Origin of the sequence: Streptomyces sp. NPDC000410, assembly GCF_040300305.1 — a bacterium.
GTDB lineage: Bacteria > Actinomycetota > Actinomycetes > Streptomycetales > Streptomycetaceae > Streptomyces.
This window is the reverse complement of sequence record NZ_JBEPDM010000003.1, coordinates 332167-349771: the sequence shown is the minus strand read 5'-3', so window position 1 is coordinate 349771 and position 17605 is coordinate 332167. Positions and strand designations below refer to the sequence as shown.

The 17605-nt window shown below is 71.3% G+C and carries 15 protein-coding genes; 9 read left to right on the top strand and 6 right to left on the bottom strand.

All coding sequences use genetic code 11. The annotated features are described in order from the left end of the window. From ABT342_RS06980 to pdhA, 3 genes are all read right to left on the bottom strand, one after another. Window positions 1-559, bottom strand: a 559-nt coding sequence (locus ABT342_RS06980; RefSeq protein WP_351568161.1) for a biotin/lipoyl-containing protein, incomplete at its 3' end; no start/stop codon positions are given. A gap of 37 nt (window positions 560-596) precedes the next feature. After that, on the bottom strand, window positions 597-1577 hold the full coding sequence (locus ABT342_RS06975; protein ID WP_351568107.1) for an alpha-ketoacid dehydrogenase subunit beta: 981 nt from the start codon (window positions 1575-1577) through the stop codon (window positions 597-599). A gap of 2 nt (window positions 1578-1579) precedes the next feature. Further along, window positions 1580-2755: a pyruvate dehydrogenase (acetyl-transferring) E1 component subunit alpha gene (gene pdhA, locus ABT342_RS06970; protein ID WP_351568104.1), complete on the bottom strand. Its 1176-nt coding sequence runs from the start codon at window positions 2753-2755 to the stop codon at window positions 1580-1582. 325 nt (window positions 2756-3080) lie between these two features. Here pdhA and ABT342_RS06965 point away from each other — a divergent pair, with 325 nt between their 5' ends. The 3 genes from ABT342_RS06965 to ABT342_RS06955 all read left to right on the top strand — a co-directional run bounded on the left by ABT342_RS06965 (window position 3081) and on the right by ABT342_RS06955 (window position 5565). Beyond that, window positions 3081-3743 carry a response regulator gene (locus ABT342_RS06965; RefSeq protein ID WP_351568102.1) on the top strand — a complete coding sequence of 221 codons (663 nt, stop codon included), beginning with the start codon at window positions 3081-3083 and terminating at the stop codon, window positions 3741-3743. A 310-nt stretch (window positions 3744-4053) separates the two neighbouring features. After that, on the top strand, window positions 4054-4509 hold the full coding sequence (locus ABT342_RS06960) for a pyridoxamine 5'-phosphate oxidase family protein (protein ID WP_351568099.1): 456 nt from the start codon (window positions 4054-4056) through the stop codon (window positions 4507-4509). A 15-nt stretch (window positions 4510-4524) separates the two neighbouring features. Beyond that, window positions 4525-5565: a phosphotransferase gene (locus ABT342_RS06955; protein WP_351568096.1), complete on the top strand. Its 1041-nt coding sequence runs from the start codon at window positions 4525-4527 to the stop codon at window positions 5563-5565. Window positions 5566-5604: 39 nt separating this feature from the next. Here ABT342_RS06955 and ABT342_RS06950 read toward each other — a convergent pair whose 3' ends face one another. Further along, window positions 5605-7257 carry a protein kinase domain-containing protein gene (locus ABT342_RS06950; RefSeq protein WP_351568093.1) on the bottom strand — a complete coding sequence of 551 codons (1653 nt, stop codon included), beginning with the start codon at window positions 7255-7257 and terminating at the stop codon, window positions 5605-5607. 326 nt (window positions 7258-7583) lie between these two features. Between ABT342_RS06950 and ABT342_RS06945 the strand changes: the two genes are divergently transcribed. From ABT342_RS06945 to ABT342_RS06920, 6 genes are all read left to right on the top strand, one after another. Continuing rightward, window positions 7584-9221: a protein kinase domain-containing protein gene (locus tag ABT342_RS06945; protein ID WP_351568090.1), complete on the top strand. Its 1638-nt coding sequence runs from the start codon at window positions 7584-7586 to the stop codon at window positions 9219-9221. Window positions 9222-9586: 365 nt separating this feature from the next. Continuing rightward, window positions 9587-10258, top strand: a complete 672-nt coding sequence (locus tag ABT342_RS06940; protein WP_351568087.1) for a hypothetical protein — start codon at window positions 9587-9589, stop codon at window positions 10256-10258. A gap of 86 nt (window positions 10259-10344) precedes the next feature. Next, on the top strand, window positions 10345-10956 hold the full coding sequence (locus ABT342_RS06935) for a PadR family transcriptional regulator (RefSeq protein ID WP_351568084.1): 612 nt from the start codon (window positions 10345-10347) through the stop codon (window positions 10954-10956). 155 nt (window positions 10957-11111) lie between these two features. Beyond that, window positions 11112-11870, top strand: a complete 759-nt coding sequence (locus tag ABT342_RS06930) for an ABC transporter ATP-binding protein (protein WP_351568081.1) — start codon at window positions 11112-11114, stop codon at window positions 11868-11870. Further along, a complete protein-coding gene (locus ABT342_RS06925) occupies window positions 11867-14737 on the top strand; it encodes an FtsX-like permease family protein (protein ID WP_351568078.1) in 2871 nt (956 codons plus the stop codon). The genes ABT342_RS06930 and ABT342_RS06925 overlap by 4 nt, the downstream gene beginning before the upstream one ends. 98 nt (window positions 14738-14835) lie before the next feature. Then, window positions 14836-15375, top strand: coding sequence for a bacterial proteasome activator family protein (locus ABT342_RS06920; protein ID WP_351568075.1), 540 nt, complete (start codon window positions 14836-14838; stop codon window positions 15373-15375). A 145-nt stretch (window positions 15376-15520) separates the two neighbouring features. On the opposite strand, the gene ABT342_RS06915 is transcribed toward ABT342_RS06920, so the two are convergent. Both ABT342_RS06915 and ABT342_RS06910 read right to left on the bottom strand, forming a co-directional pair. Continuing rightward, complete coding sequence (locus ABT342_RS06915; protein ID WP_351568072.1) at window positions 15521-16510, bottom strand: NAD(P)H-quinone oxidoreductase; 990 nt, start codon at window positions 16508-16510, stop codon at window positions 15521-15523. Between the two features lie 32 nt (window positions 16511-16542). After that, entirely contained in the window at window positions 16543-17598 is a 1056-nt protein-coding gene (locus tag ABT342_RS06910; protein ID WP_351568070.1) for a potassium channel family protein, read from the bottom strand. Window positions 17599-17605: the final 7 nt, after the last annotated feature.

Below are 17605 nucleotides of genomic sequence, written 5' to 3'. Positions count from 1 at the left end.
CCTCGCGGGTGATGATCCCGTCGGGCCCACTCGGCACCACGGTCGCCAGGTCCACACCGAGGTCCTTGGCGAGCTTACGCACCGGCGGCTTCGCCAGCGGGCGGCCGGTCTCGGCGGGCGCGGCAGCCCCGTGCCCGTTCAGCTCGGCCTGCACGGCGGCCTGGGCGGCCGCGGCCTGCGGCTGGTCCGGCACCGCCGCGCCCTTGCGGGGACGGCGCTTCGTCGAGGACTCGGCCACGCCGTAACCGACGAGCACCGGCTGACGGCCCTTCGGCGCCGCCTCCGGCTCGGGCTCGGCGGCACGGGCCGGGGCGGGCGCCTCTGCGGGAGCGGAGCCCCCCGCCACCTCCACCGCGATGATCGCCGTACCCACGTCCACCGTGGTGCCCTCGGCGAAGCGCAGCTCGTGCACGACGCCGTCGTACGGGATCGGCAGCTCGACGGCCGCCTTCGCCGTCTCGACCTCGCACACCACCTGGCCGTCGGTCACGGTGTCGCCGGGCTGGACGTACCACTTGAGGATTTCGGCCTCGGTGAGGCCTTCGCCCACGTCCGGCATCTTGAACTCACGGATCACAGCAAGTCTCCTCAGCAGCTCAGTACGCCAGCGAGCGGTCGACGGCGTCGAGCACGCGGTCCAGTCCCGGAAGGTAGTCCTCCTCCACCCGGGCCGGCGGATACGGGGCGTGGAATCCGCCGACCCGCAGCACCGGGGCCTCCAGGTGGTAGAAGCACCGCTCCGTGATGCGGGCGGCGATCTCCGCGCCGGACCCGTAGAAGACCGGGGCCTCGTGCACGACGACCAGCCGGCCGGTCTTCTCGACCGACGTCTGGACGGCGTCGAAGTCGATCGGGGACATCGAGCGCAGGTCCAGGACCTCCACCGACTTGCCCTCCTCCTGGGCGGCCGCGGCGGCCTCCAGGCAGACCTTCACCATCGGCCCGTACGCGGCCAGCGTGAGGTCCGAGCCCGCGCGCGCGACCCGCGCGGCGTGCAGCGGATCGGGGATGGCCTCGACGTCGACATCGCTCTTGTCCCAGTAGCGGCGCTTGGGCTCGAAGAAGATCACCGGGTCGTCGCTCTGGATGGCCTGCTGGAGCATCCAGTAGCCGTCCGCCGCGTTCGACGGGGAGACCACCTTCAGTCCGGCCACATGGGCGAACAGCGCCTCCGGCGACTCGCTGTGGTGCTCGACCGCGCCGATACCGCCGCCGTAGGGGATACGGACGACGACCGGCAGCTTGATCTTGCCGAGCGCCCGTGCGTGCATCTTGGCGAGCTGCGTGACGATCTGGTCGTACGCGGGGAAGACGAAACCGTCGAACTGGATCTCGACGACGGGGCGGTAGCCGCGCAGCGCGAGTCCGATCGCGGTGCCGACGATGCCGGACTCGGCGAGCGGGGTGTCGATGACCCGCTCCTCGCCGAAGTCCTTCTGCAGTCCGTCGGTGATCCGGAAGACCCCACCGAGCTTGCCGACGTCCTCACCCATGATGAGGACCTTGGGGTCGGTGTCGAGGGCCTTGCGCAGCGACTCGTTGAGCGCCTTGGCGAGCGACATCTTCTCTACGGCCATGGCTACTTGACCTCCTCGGAAGCGTCGTCCGCGAACGACGCCTGGTAGGCGGCGAACTGCGCGCGCTCCTCGTCGACCAGGGAGTGCCCGTCGGCATAGATGTTGTCGAAGATCGCCATGGGGTCCGGGTCGGGCATGGCGCGCACCGCCTCGCGCACGCGCTTGGCGAGCGTGTCGCTCTCCTCGTCGAGAGCGGTGAAGAACGCCTCGTCGGCGAAGCCCTCGTTCTCCATGTACGTACGCAGCCGCAGGATCGGGTCCTTGGCCTCCCAGGCCGCCCGCTCGTCGTCGTGCCGGTACTTGGTGGGGTCGTCGGAGGTCGTGTGCGCCCCCATCCGGTACGTGAAGGCCTCGACCAGCGTCGGGCCCTCGCCGCGACGGGCGCGCTCCAGCGCGGACCGGGTCACGGCCAGGCACGCGAGCACGTCGTTGCCGTCGACGCGGATGCCGGGGAAGCCGAAGCCCTGCGCGCGCTGGTAGAGCGGGACGCGGGTCTGGCGCTCGGTGGGCTCGGAGATCGCCCACTGGTTGTTCTGGCAGAAGAACACGACCGGGGCGTTGTAGACCGCGGAGAAGGTGAAGGATTCGGCGACATCGCCCTGGCTGGAGGCACCGTCACCGAAGTACGCGATGACGGCGGAGTCCGCGCCGTCCTTCGCCACACCCATCGCGTACCCGGTCGCGTGCAGCGTCTGCGAGCCGATCACGATCGTGTACAGATGGAAATTGTTGCTGTTCGGATCCCAGCCGCCGTGGTTCACGCCACGGAACATTCCCAGCAGGTTCGTCGGATCGACACCCCGGCACCACGCGACACCGTGCTCGCGGTAGGTCGGGAAGACGTAGTCGTCGTCCCGCAGAGCGCGGCCGGAGCCGATCTGGGCGGCCTCCTGGCCGAGCAGCGACGCCCACAGTCCGAGTTCACCCTGACGCTGGAGTGCGGTCGCCTCGGCGTCGAAACGGCGGGTCAGGACCATGTCCCGGTACAGCCCGCGCAGCTCGTCCGCGCTCAGGTCGATCTCGTAGTCCGGGTGCTCGACCCGCTCGCCCTCGGGGGTCAGCAGCTGGACGAGCTGAGGCTCGGCATTCTGCGGCTGCGGCGCTTCCGGCTTCTTCGCGGCGCTGACGCGCTTACTGCCACGGCGCGGTTTGCGCGCGGCAGGGCTTTCCACGGTCACGTGCGTGCTCCTCCGTCGGTCCGGCCCCCGGGTTCGCCGGGCATGGCCAGTGCGGCTCGCCCGTCTCGTACGCGTGCACGGGGTGGGTGCGACGCGGCCGGGAACAGGCGTGACAGGTGCCCCGGCGAGCGCCTGCCAAAGGCACGTTACCCAGTGGGTCGCATTACTGCGAAACCCCATTTGACCTGCGATTTTGCTTGGATTTCCAAGTAAATCGAGAAATGCGGGAACAACCACTGGTCACAGCCTTGCAGGCCGCCGGAACACCGGCACGTTATCCCGGTCACCCCGGGCACGGGAAGGGTGAGTATGTGAGACTTATTTCGTGTCCAAAGACGACAAAATCACCGTTTTCCTCCTCGATGACCATGAGGTTGTCCGCCGTGGCGTGCATGAGTTGCTCGCCATGGAGCCCGACATCGAGATCGTCGGCGAGGCGGGAACGGCTATGGACGCCATGGCGAGAATTCCCGCGACCCGGCCCGATGTCGCCATCCTGGACGTCCGCCTTCCGGACGGCAGCGGCGTCGAGGTCTGTCGTGAGGTCCGTTCCCAGAACGACGCCATCAAATGCCTCATGCTGACGTCGTACGCGGACGACGAGGCCCTCTTCGACGCGATCATGGCCGGAGCCTCGGGTTACGTCCTCAAGGCCATCCGCGGCAGCGAGCTGCTGGCGGCGGTACGCGACGTGGCGGCGGGCAAGTCGCTGCTCGACCCGGTCGCCACCGCGAGCGTGCTGGAGCGGCTGCGCGACGGCACGGGCCCCAAGGGCGGCGACAAGCTGGCCGGCCTCACCGACCAGGAGCGCAGGATCCTCGACCTGATCGGGGAGGGGCTGACGAACCGGGTCATCGGCGAGCGGCTGCACCTGGCCGAGAAGACCATCAAGAACTACGTCTCCAGCCTGCTGTCCAAGCTGGGCATGGAGCGGCGCTCGCAGGCCGCGGCGTATGTGGCGCGGCTCCAGGCGGAGCGGCAGCACTGACGCGCGCCGCCCCACGCCGACGGGCGCGGCCGTGGGCTGCTGCACGCTGACGCGCATGGGCGTGTGCGGACGGTCATGGTCGTGAGCGGGCGCGCATGGTCGCGTGCGGACGGTCATTGTCGTGTGCGGACGCATTGTCGTGTGCGGACGCGCCTCGGCGTGTGCGGGCGCGCCTCGGCGTGTGCGGACGCGCCTCGGCGTGCGCTTTCGGCATGTGTGTGGCATGTGCACCTTTCAGGACCTTGGTCCGCGGCAGGTGGGGCCGGGTGCCTCTGTTCACGCCCCCGCCCGGCGACGGAGAGTGAAGGCCATGCCCTCCGACGAACTCCACGGCCTCTCGCTGCTCACCCAGGTCCCCCACGGAAGCCTGGCCATCAGCCTGCGCGCCATGCCGTTCGTCGCCCCCGCCAGCCATGTCGTCGCGGGTGACGGGAGCGTCCTGCTGCGCGTGCCCGCCGGGCTCGGCTGCCACGAGGCCTGCGGCGGCAGCGTCGTGGCATACGGCGCCGCGGCGTACGGCACGGACGGGTCCGACGGCGCGGACGGCCCCGGCTCGGGCGCGCACCCGCTCTGGTCGGTCCAGTTCACCGGCACCGCGGAGCTGGTCGAGCCGGGCGAGGCCGAGCGGAAGAGCTTCGGCGGCGGTGCGGACGTCCACGCGGCCGACGCCGCCTATCTGCGGATCAGGCCCCGGTTCGTCACCGTGCACAGCCTCGGCCGTTCCGATGGTCATTCCGAAGAGCGACCGACGCACCACGTTATGTGATCTATCATCTGGCAAGTGCCGCGCTCATCTGCTCTCTCCCCACCTCCCCCGCTGGGTGAACTGCTGCGCCGGTACGACAACGCCGGCGAGCCGCTCTCCTGCGAGCCCGTCACCCAGGGCCTGCTGAACCGCGGCTACCGGCTCGCCACCACCAGCGGCGCCTACTTCCTCAAGCACCACCTCGACGGCGACCGCGACAGCATCGCCCGCCAGCACCGCGCCACCCAGCGCCTGCAGGCCCTGGGCGTCCCGGTCGCCCCGCCCGTCGAGGACGCCACGGGCGACACGGTCGCGGTGATCGGCGGGCGGCACTACGCGCTGCACCCCTGGGTCGAGGGCCGGCACCGCGACGGCGCCCAGCTGACGGCCGCCGAGTCCCGGCGGCTCGGCGCCCTGCTCGGCCTCGTGCACACCTGTCTGGAACGGGTCATGGAGACCGGCCCCGCGGGCTCCCCGGGTCCGGGCGACTTCGAGCACCGCAGCGCCGACCCCGACGAGACCTTCGCGCTCATCGACGAGCTGCTGGAGCTGGCCCGCGCCCACCGGCCGCGCGACGCCTACGACGAGCTCGCCGAGCACCGGCTGCTGGAGCGCCGCGCCCTGCTGGAACGCCACGCGCACCGCAGGCCGCCGCCGGGCGGCGCCGGTGGCTGGGTGCACGGCGACTTCCACCCGCTGAACCTCCTCTACCGGGGCGACTACCCGGGCGCGGAACCGGCCGCGATCGTCGACTGGGACCGGCTGGGGGTGCAGCCGCGCGCGGAGGAGGCGGTACGGGCCGCGGCGATCTTCTTCGTACGGCCCGCGGGGGAGCTGGAGCTGGCGAAGGTACGGGCGTACGCGCGCGCCTACCGGCGGTCGGCGGGGGCGGACTCGGCTGAACTGGCGGCCGCGGTGCACCGGGTGTGGTGGGAGCGGCTCAACGACTTCTGGATACTGCGCTGGCGCTACCAGCTGCACGACCGCAGGGCCGACCCGCAGTTTCCTGCGGTGTCGGCCCTGGCGGTGTGGTGGACCCGGGAGTACGAGGCGGTGTGCGAGGCGTTCGCGGGCTGACGGCCGGTTCCGGGGCCGCCCGAGTGGGGCGCCCGCCGGCTACGGGGTGGTGCCGCCCACGTCGGCGCCCGCGTCCGTACCCGCGGTCACGCCGCCGTCGGTGGTGCCGGTGTTGGTGCCACCGGCGTCCGTGCCCGTGCTGGTGCCCTCGGTCGTGCCTTCCGTGGTGCCTTCCGTGGTGCCCTCGGTCGTACCTTCCGTGGTGCCTTCCGTGGTCCCCTCGGTCGTACCTTCCGTGGTCCCCTCCGTGGTCCCCTCGGTCGTACCTTCCGTCGTGCCCTCGGTCGAGGTCGGCGGGTCGGTCGGCGTGTCGGTCGGGGTCGTCGGGTGGTCGGTCGGCTCCTCCGGCGGCCAGGGCTCCTGGTTACCGCCGGTCGTCGAGGACGGCTCCTCACTGTGCTCGGTCTGCTCCTCCGAGGGCTGCGGCGAGGTCTCGCCCGGAGTCGACGGCGCGGTGGAGACGGGCGTCTTGTCCTTCGGGGTGTTCGGGTCCTTCTTCGTCTGGTTCAGCGCGTAGACGACACCCGCCGTGATCGCGATCAGCGCGAGCGCGACGAACAGCAGCGCCTTCCCACGGCCACCGCGCCTCTTGCCGCCACCGTTGTGCCCGTCGTACCCGTCGTAGCCGACGTCGTCGGGATTGCGCGGCGGCAGTATCGGCCCCTTGGCGGTGTCCCCGTGGCTCGGGTGCCCCATGGCAGTCGTCGCCCCCAGGCCGTGCGCAGGGGTGTGGCCGCCTTCGTGCACCGAGACCGGGCCGGTGTTCCAGGTGCCGGAGTGGCTGCCCTGCTGCTGGATCATCTGGAGCCCGTACTGCACCAGACCGCGCATCTCCTCGGCGCTCTGGAACCGGTCGTCCGGGTCCTTCGCGAGCGCGCGGATGACGAGTCCGTCCAGCTCAGGCGGCGCCACGTCCGCGACCTCGGACGGCGGCACCGGGGCGTCCTGGACGTGCTGGTAGACCACGGACAGCGGGGTCTCACCGGTGAACGGCGGGCGCAGCGCGAGCAGTTCGTAGAGCAGGCAGCCGGTGGCGTACAGGTCGGAACGGTGGTCGACGGCCTTGCCGAGCGCCTGCTCGGGGGAGAGGTACTGCGGCGTTCCCATGACCATGCCGGTCTGGGTCATCGTCGACTGGGCGCCGTGCAGGGCGCGCGCGATGCCGAAGTCCATCACCTTCACCGCGCCGCTGTTGGTGATGATGACGTTGGCGGGCTTGATGTCGCGGTGCACGATGCCGTGCTGGTGCGAGTACGCGAGTGCTTCGAGGACGCCGGAGACGATGATCAGCGCCTGCTCGGGCGGCGGCGCGTCAGCGCTGATGAGCAGATCGCGGATCGTCCGGCCCTCGACCAGCTCCATCACGATGTACGGCACGGACTGGCTGCCCACGACGTCCTCGCCGGAGTCGTACACGGCGACGATCGCGTGGTGGTTGAGGCCGGCGACGGACTGCGCCTCGCGGGTGAAGCGGGCCTTGGAGACGGGGTCTTCGGCGAGGTCCGCGCGGAGCAGCTTCACGGCGACGGTACGGCCGAGGCGTACGTCCTCCGCCGCGAACACCTCGGCCATGCCGCCCCGGCCGAGACGGTGCGTCAGCCGGTAGCGGCCGTCGCCCACGAGACCGCCGACTCCCCAGGAGTCCGCAGCATCCGATACTCCGCCGCCACTTGCTTCGGGTTCGGGTGCCATCTTTCCTCGCCGTCGTATCTCTGTCGTGTGCTTGTCCACGCGCTTGTCCGCGCGCTGTCCGCGTGTTGTCCGCGTGTTGTCCACATGCTTCGCCACGTCACGCTACAGGCTGCCCGGGGCGGCCCGAATCGAGATGGACCGGCCATCAAACCGGTTGCGGCTACACCGGAGCAAATCCGATGGGTTTCCTGTAACGCTTGCGAGACGCTTCTTGTGCGTACGGTCACGGAACGGGCACCCGGCTTGACGTGTCGGTGCCCTCGGGCAGACTTGGCCCGTAAATCCAGATCATCGCCGCCGTGGGCGCGCGTAGGGGGAAGCACGAGATGAGCCAGGACGGGGCACACGGCGGCGGCCGCTACGCGGGCGGTTCGGTGGCGGGCGGCCGGTACCAGCTCCGCGACCTCCTCGGTGAGGGCGGCATGGCGTCCGTATATCTGGCGTACGACAGTGCGCTGGACCGCCAGGTCGCCATCAAGACGCTGCACACGGAGCTGGGGCGCGAGCAGTCGTTCCGCGAGCGGTTCCGGCGCGAGGCACAGGCGGTCGCCAAGCTGTCCCACACGAACATCGTCTCGGTGTTCGACACGGGTGAGGACGAGCTGGACGGCTCGCTGATGCCGTACATCGTCATGGAGTACGTGGAGGGCCAGCCCCTCGGGTCCGTCCTGCAGACCGATGTGCAGCAGTACGGCGCGATGCCCGCCGACAAGGCGCTCAAGGTGACCGCGGATGTGCTGGCGGCGCTGGAGACCAGCCATGAAATGGGCCTGGTCCACCGGGACATCAAGCCCGGCAACGTGATGATGACCAAGCGCGGCGTCGTCAAGGTCATGGACTTCGGTATCGCGCGCGCCATGCAGTCGGGCGTCACGTCGATGACGCAGACCGGCATGGTCGTCGGTACCCCGCAGTACCTGTCGCCCGAGCAGGCGCTGGGGCGGGGCGTGGACGCCCGCTCCGATCTGTACTCGGTCGGCATCATGCTCTTCCAGCTGCTGACGGGCCGGCTGCCGTTCGACGCGGACTCGCCGCTCGCGATCGCGTACGCGCATGTGCAGGAGGAGCCGGTCGCTCCGTCCTCCATCAACCGCTCGGTGACCCCGGCGATGGACGCGCTGGTCGCCCGGGCACTGAAGAAGAACCCCAACGAGCGCTTCCCCAGCGCGGCCGCGATGCGCGACGAGTGCCTGCGGGTGGCCGGTGCCGGGCAGACGGGCGCGCCCATGATCGTCCAGGGCGGGCCGGTCAGCAGCGGCGCGGGGGTCGGCTCGGCCGTCTTCCCGCCGGTGGACCAGACGACCGGGGCTCCGGGCCCGCACAGCGTCCAGCAGCCGTACCAGCCGACCCCGGCCCCGGGTCCGGTACCCGGTCCGTACGGTCCGCCGACTCCGGCGCCCGCTCCGACGTACGGGTACCCGCATCAGGCCCCGAGCCCGGTGCCGGCTCCCGCGTACCAGGCGGCGACCCCGCCGCCGTACACCCTCGCGCCGCAGCAGCCGACCCACGCGGGCGGATCGGGCGGCGGCAGGAAGAACATGCCGGTGATCATCGGCTCGGCGGTGGTGGCGCTGCTCGCGATCGGCGGTCTGATCACGGCGCTGAACGTGGGCGGGGACGAGGACCCGGTCGACCCCCCGACCACGAGCGAGTCGAACGCGGCGCGCGGCGAGCACAAGCCGCCGGAGCGCAACCGCACCATGGACACGGACGAGTGCACGGACGCCATGGAGGACTCGGACGACCCGAAGAAGGTCCAGGCTCCGAACTTCGTCTACAAGGACGTGCTCTCGGTCAAGGCGTGCCTCCAGGCGGCGGGCTGGCAGGTCCGGGAGACGGAGGTCGACGACCCCCTGTTCGCCGAGGACCAGGTCGTCTCGCAGTTCCCGACGGCGGGCACCGCGGTGGTGCCCGGGAGCGCGACCTTCGAGCTCGAGGTCGCGACCGGCGACCCGGGGCAGTAGCCCGCCCGGCCCCTCTTCAGGGCGGGTCACGGACAGCTCCCGGACGGCCCGGCACGTGCGCGTGCCGGGCCGTCCGCGTGCCGGGGCGTCCGCGTGCCGGGCCGGCTGCTTGCCGAGCGCCTGCGTGCCCGGCCGTCCGTCTGCCGAGCGCCTGCGTGCCGGGCCGGCTGCTTGCCGAGCGCCTGCGTGCCCGGCGCCTGCTTGCCCGGCCGTCCGCTTGCCCGGCCGTCCGCTTGATCTCGTCACTCCAGATTGCCCCGGGATGCCGGAAATCTCCCGGCATGTGACGCTGAGTCCGATGTCTTGAATCTTGGCGACTCGGCGACTCGGCGACTCGGTGACTCGGCACGGGAGGGGGTCCCCCGGTGACTCCGAAGCTCCGCACGCACTGCGCGGTGACCTTCGCAGCTCTCGTGCTGGCCGTGCCCGCCGGGGCGCACGCCGATGAGCCGCCCCGCCGCGAGGCGGCGTCCCCGTCCGCACCCCGCTCCGCGACCGGCTCCGCCCCGGCCCCGGCGTACGCCCCCGCCTCAGCCTCCGCATACGCATACGCTTCGGTGCCCGTATCCGTTTCCGGGTCCGCCTCCGGGTCCGCATCGCCCCCATCCTCACCCTCACCCTCGCCCTCACTGGCGGGACGGCAGGCCGGCGAGGGCCGCCAGCGGCCCGGGCGTACCGCCGAGGCGTCCCCCTCGCTTTCCGGCAACCCTTCCCCCAGCCCGTCCTCCAGCTCTTCCGACAGCGCCTCCGCCAGCCCCTCCACCGGCCCCTCCACCGAGGACGCGACGGATGCGTACGAGGTGGAGGCCGAGGAGGAGCTGGAGGAAGGGGCCCGGGAGGACCCGCCCGTGGCCGGCTCCGTATCGCCGCCCGTGGCGACCCCGGCCCCCTCCGACCCCACCTCGATCGGCAAGGCGGCCCCGCAGCCCGCCACCGAGCCGCTGGGGCGGCAGGTCCCGGTGCTGACGCTGGGCGCCGGGTTCGCGCTGATGGGAGTGGGTCTCGGGTACATGGGCCTGCGCCTGCGTCGCCGCTGAGACCCATCCGTCCCTCGTACGGCCTAGGGACAAGGTCCTTCTCAAGACGGTTGCCCGCGGCGGCATACTCGGTATACATACTGAGTATGTCGATCCGCCATGGACTGCTCGCCCTTCTCGAACGCGGCCCGCGTTACGGCTCCCAGCTCCGCACCGAGTTCGAGTCACGCACAGGCGCGACCTGGCCGCTCAACGTCGGCCAGGTCTATACGACCCTGAGCCGGCTGGAGCGCGACGGCATGGTCGTCCAGGACGGGGAGGACGAGGCCGGGCACACGCTCTACGCGATCACGGACGCCGGGCGCTCCGAGCTGAGCTCCTGGTACGAACGGCCGGTCGACCGCACCAGTCCCGCCCGCGACGAGCTGGCCATCAAACTCGCGATGGCCGTCGGTGCTCCGACGGTCGACATCCGCGAGGTCATCCAGTCCCAGCGCCGCCACACCGTGAAGGCGATGCAGGACTACACCCGGCTCAAGGCCCAGGCACTGGCGTCCGTCCCCACGGAACGGGACGAGGTCGCCTGGCTGCTCGTACTGGAACAGCTCATCTTCCAGACCGAGGCGGAGGCCCGCTGGCTCGACCACTGCGAGGCCCGGCTCATCCGGCTCTCCGCCGCGGCACCCCGGGACCGGGACCCCGACCCTGCCCCACCCCCCGTCCCGGCACCGGACGCCCTCCACAGGCGACGGCGCTGACCCCCCGGGACCATCCGGCCGGCCACCCGCGCCCGCACTTCTCACGTCCGCACTTCTCACGTCCTTGTCACGTCCGTACATCCGCTTGGTATCCGCTTCACATCCGCTCGCGTCCGCCGACGCCGTCCGCGTACGCCCCAAGGGGGACCGCTCTCATGTCCAACCAACCCCAACAGCCCCAGCACACCCGGCAGCCCGTGCTGCAACTTCAGCAACTGGCCCGCGTCCACGGCAGCGGTGCCACCGAAGTGCACGCGCTGCGCGGTGTCGATCTCACCGTGTTCCCCGGTGAACTCGTCGCCGTCATGGGGCCGTCCGGCTCCGGCAAGTCCACGCTGCTCACCATCGCGGGCGGTCTCGACACCCCGAGCTCCGGCCGTGTGATCGTCGAGAGCACCGACATCACCACCGCCGACCGCAAGACGCTCGCCGCCCTGCGCCGCCGCAGCATCGGCTACGTCTTCCAGGACTACAACCTCATCCCGGCACTCACCGCCGCCGAGAACGTCGCCCTGCCCCGCGAACTCGACGGCACCTCCGCCCGCAAGGCTCGTCAGGAGGCCGTCGCCGCCCTGGAGGAGATGGACCTCGGCCACCTCGCCGACCGGTTCCCCGACGAGATGTCCGGCGGCCAGCAGCAGCGCGTGGCGATCGCCCGCGCCCTGGTCGGCGACCGCCGCCTCGTCCTCGCCGACGAGCCGACCGGCGCCCTGGACTCCGAGACCGGCGAATCCGTGCTCGCCCTGCTGCGCAACCGCTGCGACGCGGGCGCCGCGGGCATCCTCGTCACCCACGAGCCCCGGTTCGCCGCCTGGGCCGACCGGGTCGTGTTCCTGCGCGACGGCGCCGTCGTCGACCAGACCCTGCGCAGCGACGCGGACTCCCTGCTGAGCGGGCAGGCGGCCGAGCGGTGACGAACTGGTACCACTCCTGGCGTGCCGCGGTGCGCATAGCCCGCCGTGACGCCTGGCGCTTCAAGGGGCGCAGTTTCCTCGTCCTGGCGATGATCGCCCTGCCGATCCTCGGCGTGAGCGCGGCGGATCTGACCCTGCGCAGCGCCGAGCTCTCCACCGAGCAGAGCATGGAGCGCGGCCTCGGCGCGGCCGACGCCCGCTTCTCCGACGCGGGCACCGGGGGAGTGCCGATCTACCAGACGCCTGACGGCCAGGGCTCCATGCCCGTCGGCGGCGTCCCCGACGGCAAGCCGTGGCCCGAGGGCAAGACCGACGCCACGAAGGCCATCCCGGCGGGCGCCACGTCCCTTGCGGACACGTCCGGTTCCGCAAAGATCCGCACCGCGCACGGCCTGCTGACCTCCGAGATCCGCGAGCTCAAGGCCGCGGATCCGATGGCCAAGGGCATCATGACGCTGGTCAGCGGCCGGTTCCCGAAGTCGGCCGACGAGGTGGCCACGACGACGCACTTCCTGGAGTCGAGCGGCCTGAGCATCGGCTCCAAACTCGCGGCACGCGGGCTGGAGCGGGAGTACACGATCACCGGCTCGTACGAGCTGCCCGACTCGCTGAAGACCGACCAGGTCAACGCCCTCCCCGGGGCCCTGATCGCCCCCCTCAACAAGGCGCTCGAAGCAGCGAAGATGCCGAGCTCCGGCGAGCAGACGACGTACCTGGTGAGCCTTCCGGACTCCGCGCGTGGTTTCACGTGGAACATGGTCAAGGAGGTCAACGCCAAGGGCGTCATAGTGATTTCACGAGCCGTGGCGCTGGATCCGCCGGCCGACTCCGAGGTCCCGCTCTACCAGCAGGAGGACTGGGGCAACTTCGAGAACAGCCCGGCCGCCGACGCCGCGACGCTCGCGGCCGTCGGCACGGTCGTCGGACTCGCCATGCTGGAGATCTGCCTGCTGGCGGGGCCCGCCTTCGCGGTCGGCGCCCGGCGCTCGCGCCGCCAGCTCGGGCTGGTCGGCGCCAACGGCGGCGACCGCCGGCACATCCGGGCGATCGTCCTGGCGGGCGGTCTGGTGATCGGCGTCGCCTCCGCGGTCGTCGGCACCGTACTCGGCCTGGTGCTCACCTTCGCCCTGCAGCCCTGGCTCGAGGAGACCATGGGCCGGCGGTTCGGCAGCTTCGACGTCCGGCCCCTGGAACTGCTCGGCATCGCGCTGCTCGCCGTAGTGACCGGTCTGCTGGCCGCGATCGTCCCGGCCGTCACCGCGTCCCGGCAGACGGTGCTCGCCTCGCTCACCGGCCGCCGGGGCATCCGTCGCAGCAGCCGCGTACTGCCGGTGATCGGTCTGGTCGCGGTCCTGATCGGCGCGGCGATCGCCGTGTTCGGGTCCCTGGTGTCCGATTCGTTCATCATCGTCGCGGGCGGCAGCGCCATCGCCGAGCTGGGTGTGGTGGCCCTGACACCCGCGCTGGTGGGCCTCTTCGGCCGGGTCGGCCGCTGGCTGCCCCTCTCGCCGCGGCTCGCGCTGCGCGACGCCGTACGCAACCGTGGTCGTACGGCTCCGGCGGTGGCCGCGGTACTGGCCGCCGTCGCCGGAACCGTGGCCGTGGCCACGTACGCCGCGAGCAACGACGCCCAGGAGCGGGCCGCGTACGAGGCGCGGCTGCCGAACGGGGCCGTCTCGGTCATGATCGACGAGAACGGCGGGCGGGACGTGCCCGCGGCCCGCGCGGCCGTACGGAAGCACCTGCCGGTGGACGTCCAGGCCGACCTGGCCCGCATCGCCGTCGGAAACACCAACTGTCCGACGTACGGCGGCGGCGGCAAGGACTGCGGCCGCATGGAGGTCGTCGTACCGAAGGCGAACCAGTGCCCGCTGTGGGAGTCGACGCCCGGGTCGAAGGAGGACCCGGCATCCCGGTTCACCAAGGAGCAGCGCCGTGCGCTGGCCAAGGACTGGCGCTGCACGCAGGAGGGCGGATACGCCGCTGTGGACGGCGGTGTCGTCGTCGCCGACGAGAAGCTGCTGAAGGTGCTCGCGATCGACGACCCGGCGGCCGTGCGGGCCCTGGCGGACGGGAAGGTCGTCTCCTTCGACAAGCGCAATGTCGACGCGGCCGGCGCGGTCAACATCCGGCTGGTCACCGACACCGAAGCGGCCGACAGGGCCTTCGAGGAGGGCAAGGAGGCGCCCGGCGCGATCAAGTCCTTCCCGGTGCACCAGGTCGGACCGGACGTCGAGGCGTACGGTCACTCGATGATCCTGCCGCCCGCCGCCGCCAAGGCCGCAGGCATCACGACGGTCCCCGTCGGGTCGTACTACTCGACGGACCGGGCGCCGAGCACCGAGCAGTATCAGCGGCTGGACGCCGAACTCACCAAGACGGGCATCGGCGCCTCCCTCCACATGGAGGAGGGCTACATCAGCCAGAACAGCATCGTGCTGCTGTCGCTGACCGTCTTCGCCGGACTGATCACCATCGGCGCGGCCGGTATCGCCACCGGGCTCGCCCAGGCCGACGCCGAGGCGGACCTGAAGACGCTCGCCGCGGTCGGCGCCCCTCCCCGGGTCCGCCGTACGCTGAGCGGCTTCCAGTGCGGTGTGGTCGCGGCGATGGGTGTGGTGCTGGGCGCGGCGGCGGGTGTGCTGCCCGCGATCGGCCTGCGGCTGGCCGAGAAGCGCCAGCGGCTGAAGTTCCACGAGGAGGCGCTCAACTCGGGCTGGGGCAGCATGGACCCGCCCTACGTCCCGATCGTCGTCCCCTGGGAGACGCTGGCCGCCCTGCTGATCGCGGTCCCGGTGGGCGCGGCGATCCTGGCGGCCTTGGTCACCCGCTCGCGGGGAGCCCTGGCGCGCCGCGCGGCGATCTGATTCGGACTCGCTGTGGCTCGTTCCCCTGTACGAGGGTGGATCACCCTCGTACAGGGGCACACCGTCTGGTGAGGCACACGTGCGAGAGAATGGGCGGCATGGAGATGCCGAGGAATGAACGGTCGCAGGAGAGTCCCCATGTCCTGATCGTGGGACAGGACGGGATGGCGCTCGGCGGCGGTGACGGTGACGACGAGTCGCGTGAGGTCCCGGTGACGGACATGGTCGAACAGCCTGCGAAGGTCATGCGGATCGGCAGCATGATCAAGCAGCTGCTGGAGGAAGTGCGGGCGGCACCTCTCGACGAGGCGAGCCGCGTCAGGCTCAAGGAGATCCACGCGAGCTCGGTGAAGGAACTCGAGGACGGCCTGGCGCCGGAACTGGTCGAAGAGCTCGAACGTCTGTCGCTGCCGTTCACTGACGAGGCGATTCCCTCGGAGGCGGAGCTGCGCATCGCGCAGGCTCAGCTGGTGGGGTGGCTGGAAGGCCTGTTCCACGGCATTCAGACGGCCCTGTTCGCCCAGCAGATGGCAGCGCGCGCCCAGCTCGAACAGATGCGCCGCGCCCTCCCTCCGGGCGCTCCCCACGATGACGACGACAACCCCCACGGGGCGATCCGCTCGGGCCCGTACCTCTGACTCGGCTTTCGGGCCCGCCCCCATGGATGGGGGCGGGCCCGCAGCCGTCTCGGACGCGCTCCCCGACATGGGGGCGGGCACCCGGACCGCTGGATGAGGGGGTGCGTCCGAAGTCCCGCCCGCGGGCTGCTTCGGACGCACTCGTCTAACCCGCCGCCGGCGCGGTCAACAGCACCTTGCCCACGTTCGCCCCCGATTCCAGCACCCGATGTCCCTCCGCCGCCTCCGGCATCGGCACGGTGCGATCCACCACCGCCCGCACCGTCCCGGCCCCGACGAGCGGCCACACATGCTCCCGCACCGCCGCCACGATCGCCGTCTTCTCGTTCAGCGGCCGCCCCCGCAGCGTCGTCGCCGTCACCGCCGCCCGCTTCGCCAGCAGCGCCCCCAGGTTCAGCTCGCCCTTCACACCGCCCTGGAGCCCGATCACCGCGAGCCGGCCGTTCACGGCCAGCGCCCGGACGTTCCGGTCCAGATACTTGGCCCCGATGATGTCGAGGATGACGTCCGCCCCGGCCCCGTCCGTCGCCTTCCTCACCTCCTCCACGAAGTCCTGCTCGCGGTAGTCGATGAGGATGTCCGCGCCCAGCTCCGCGCAGCGCGCCAGCTTCTCCGGCCCGCCCGCGGTGACCGCCACTTTCGCGCCGACCGCCTTCCCCAGCTGGATCGCCATCGTGCCGATCCCGCTCGCGCCGCCGTGCACGAGCAGCGTCTCGGCGGGCCGCAGATGAGCCACCATGAAGACGTTGGACCAGACCGTGCAGGCCACCTCCGGCAGCGCCGCCGCCGTCACCAGGTCCACACCCTCCGGCAGCGGCAACAGCTGCCCGACGGGCACGGCGACCTTCTCCGCGTATCCCCCGCCGCCCAGCAGCGCGCACACCTCGTCACCGACGCTCCAGCCGGAGACCCCGGGCCCGAGTTCGACGATCCGCCCCGAGCACTCCAGCCCGGGGTACGGCGACGCCCCGGGCGGCGGGTCGTAGAAACCCTGCCGCTGCAGCAGATCCGCACGGTTGACGGCGCTCGCGACGACCTCGACGAGCACCTCCCCCTCGGCGGGCACCGGATCGGGCACCTCCGCCCAGACCAGCGCCTCGGGACCACCTGGTTCGGGAATCGTGATCGCATACATGGCCGCGAGGCTACTCCGAGCAGCCCCGCCCGCTAGTCCGCATCGTGCGCATGTGGCCCGTTCGTCGCCCGCACGATGGTGATCACGCGATCGGTCAGCTGCAAGGGGCTGGCGGCCGGATCGTCATAGCCGAGCAGCCGGTGCCCGCGCAGCACGCTCACCACCAGGTCGTCCGTCTCCCGGACACTCTTGCCGACCTCGCTCTTCGTCACCGGGCGTTCGACGATGTCGAGCCCGCTGCCCTGCTGGATCAGGTCCTCCATCACCATGCCCGCGCTGGGGCTGAGCACCGACAGCCCGAGCAGCCGGCCGGCCGCGCTCGCGCTGGTGATCACCACATTGGCCCCGGACTGGCGCAGCAGCGGCGCGTTCTCCTCCTCCCGCACCGCCGCGACAATCTTCGCCCCGCGATTGAGCTGGCGCGCGGTCAGTGCGACCAGCACCGCGGTGTCGTCGCGCTGCGTCGCGATGACGATCTGGCGCGCCTTCTGCAACTCGGCCCGGAGCAGCACCTCGCTGCGGGTCCCGTCGCCGACGACGCCGACGTACCCTTCCGCGTTGGCCGCCTCGATGACCTTCGGACTCGGATCGACGACGACGATCTGTTCCTTCTTCAGCCCCGTCGCGGACAGGGTCAGAATCGCGGAACGTCCCTTCGTGCCGAAGCCGACGACAACGGTGTGCTCACGCAAGGCGGCCCTCCAGCGGTTCAGTCGCCACTCGTCCCGCGTCCGCTCTGCGAGGACTTCGAGGGTGGCGCCGACCAGAATGATCAGGAACATCACGCGCAACGGCGTCACCAGCAGCACATTGGCCAGCCGCGCGCTGTCACTGTGCGGAACGATGTCGCCGTAACCCGTGGTGGAAAGGGTGACGGTGGCGTAGTAGACGGAGTCGAGGAAGTCGACGCTCTCATCGGCGTTGTCGTGGTAGCCGCCGCGGTCGGCGTAGACGATGAACACCGTCAGCACCAGCACGAACAGAGCCATGAACAGGCGCTTGCCGACCTGGCGCAAGGGCCGCTCGATGACGCGTCGCGGCATGTGCACGTTCGCGGCGGTCACCTGCTCGTCGGGCTGCCGGGACATCGCGTCC

Coding starts and splice junctions, on each gene's coding strand:
- ABT342_RS06975 (WP_351568107.1), bottom strand. CDS start 1,577: ATGGCCGTAGAGAAGATGTCGCTCGCCAAGGCGCTCAACGAGTCGCTG.
- ABT342_RS06960 (WP_351568099.1), top strand. CDS start 4,054: ATGCCCTCCGACGAACTCCACGGCCTCTCGCTGCTCACCCAGGTCCCC.
- ABT342_RS06950 (WP_351568093.1), bottom strand. CDS start 7,257: ATGGCACCCGAACCCGAAGCAAGTGGCGGCGGAGTATCGGATGCTGCG.
- ABT342_RS06945 (WP_351568090.1), top strand. CDS start 7,584: ATGAGCCAGGACGGGGCACACGGCGGCGGCCGCTACGCGGGCGGTTCG.
- ABT342_RS06935 (WP_351568084.1), top strand. CDS start 10,345: ATGTCGATCCGCCATGGACTGCTCGCCCTTCTCGAACGCGGCCCGCGT.
- ABT342_RS06930 (WP_351568081.1), top strand. CDS start 11,112: ATGTCCAACCAACCCCAACAGCCCCAGCACACCCGGCAGCCCGTGCTG.
- ABT342_RS06920 (WP_351568075.1), top strand. CDS start 14,836: ATGGAGATGCCGAGGAATGAACGGTCGCAGGAGAGTCCCCATGTCCTG.
- ABT342_RS06915 (WP_351568072.1), bottom strand. CDS start 16,510: ATGTATGCGATCACGATTCCCGAACCAGGTGGTCCCGAGGCGCTGGTC.
- ABT342_RS06910 (WP_351568070.1), bottom strand. CDS start 17,598: ATGTCCCGGCAGCCCGACGAGCAGGTGACCGCCGCGAACGTGCACATG.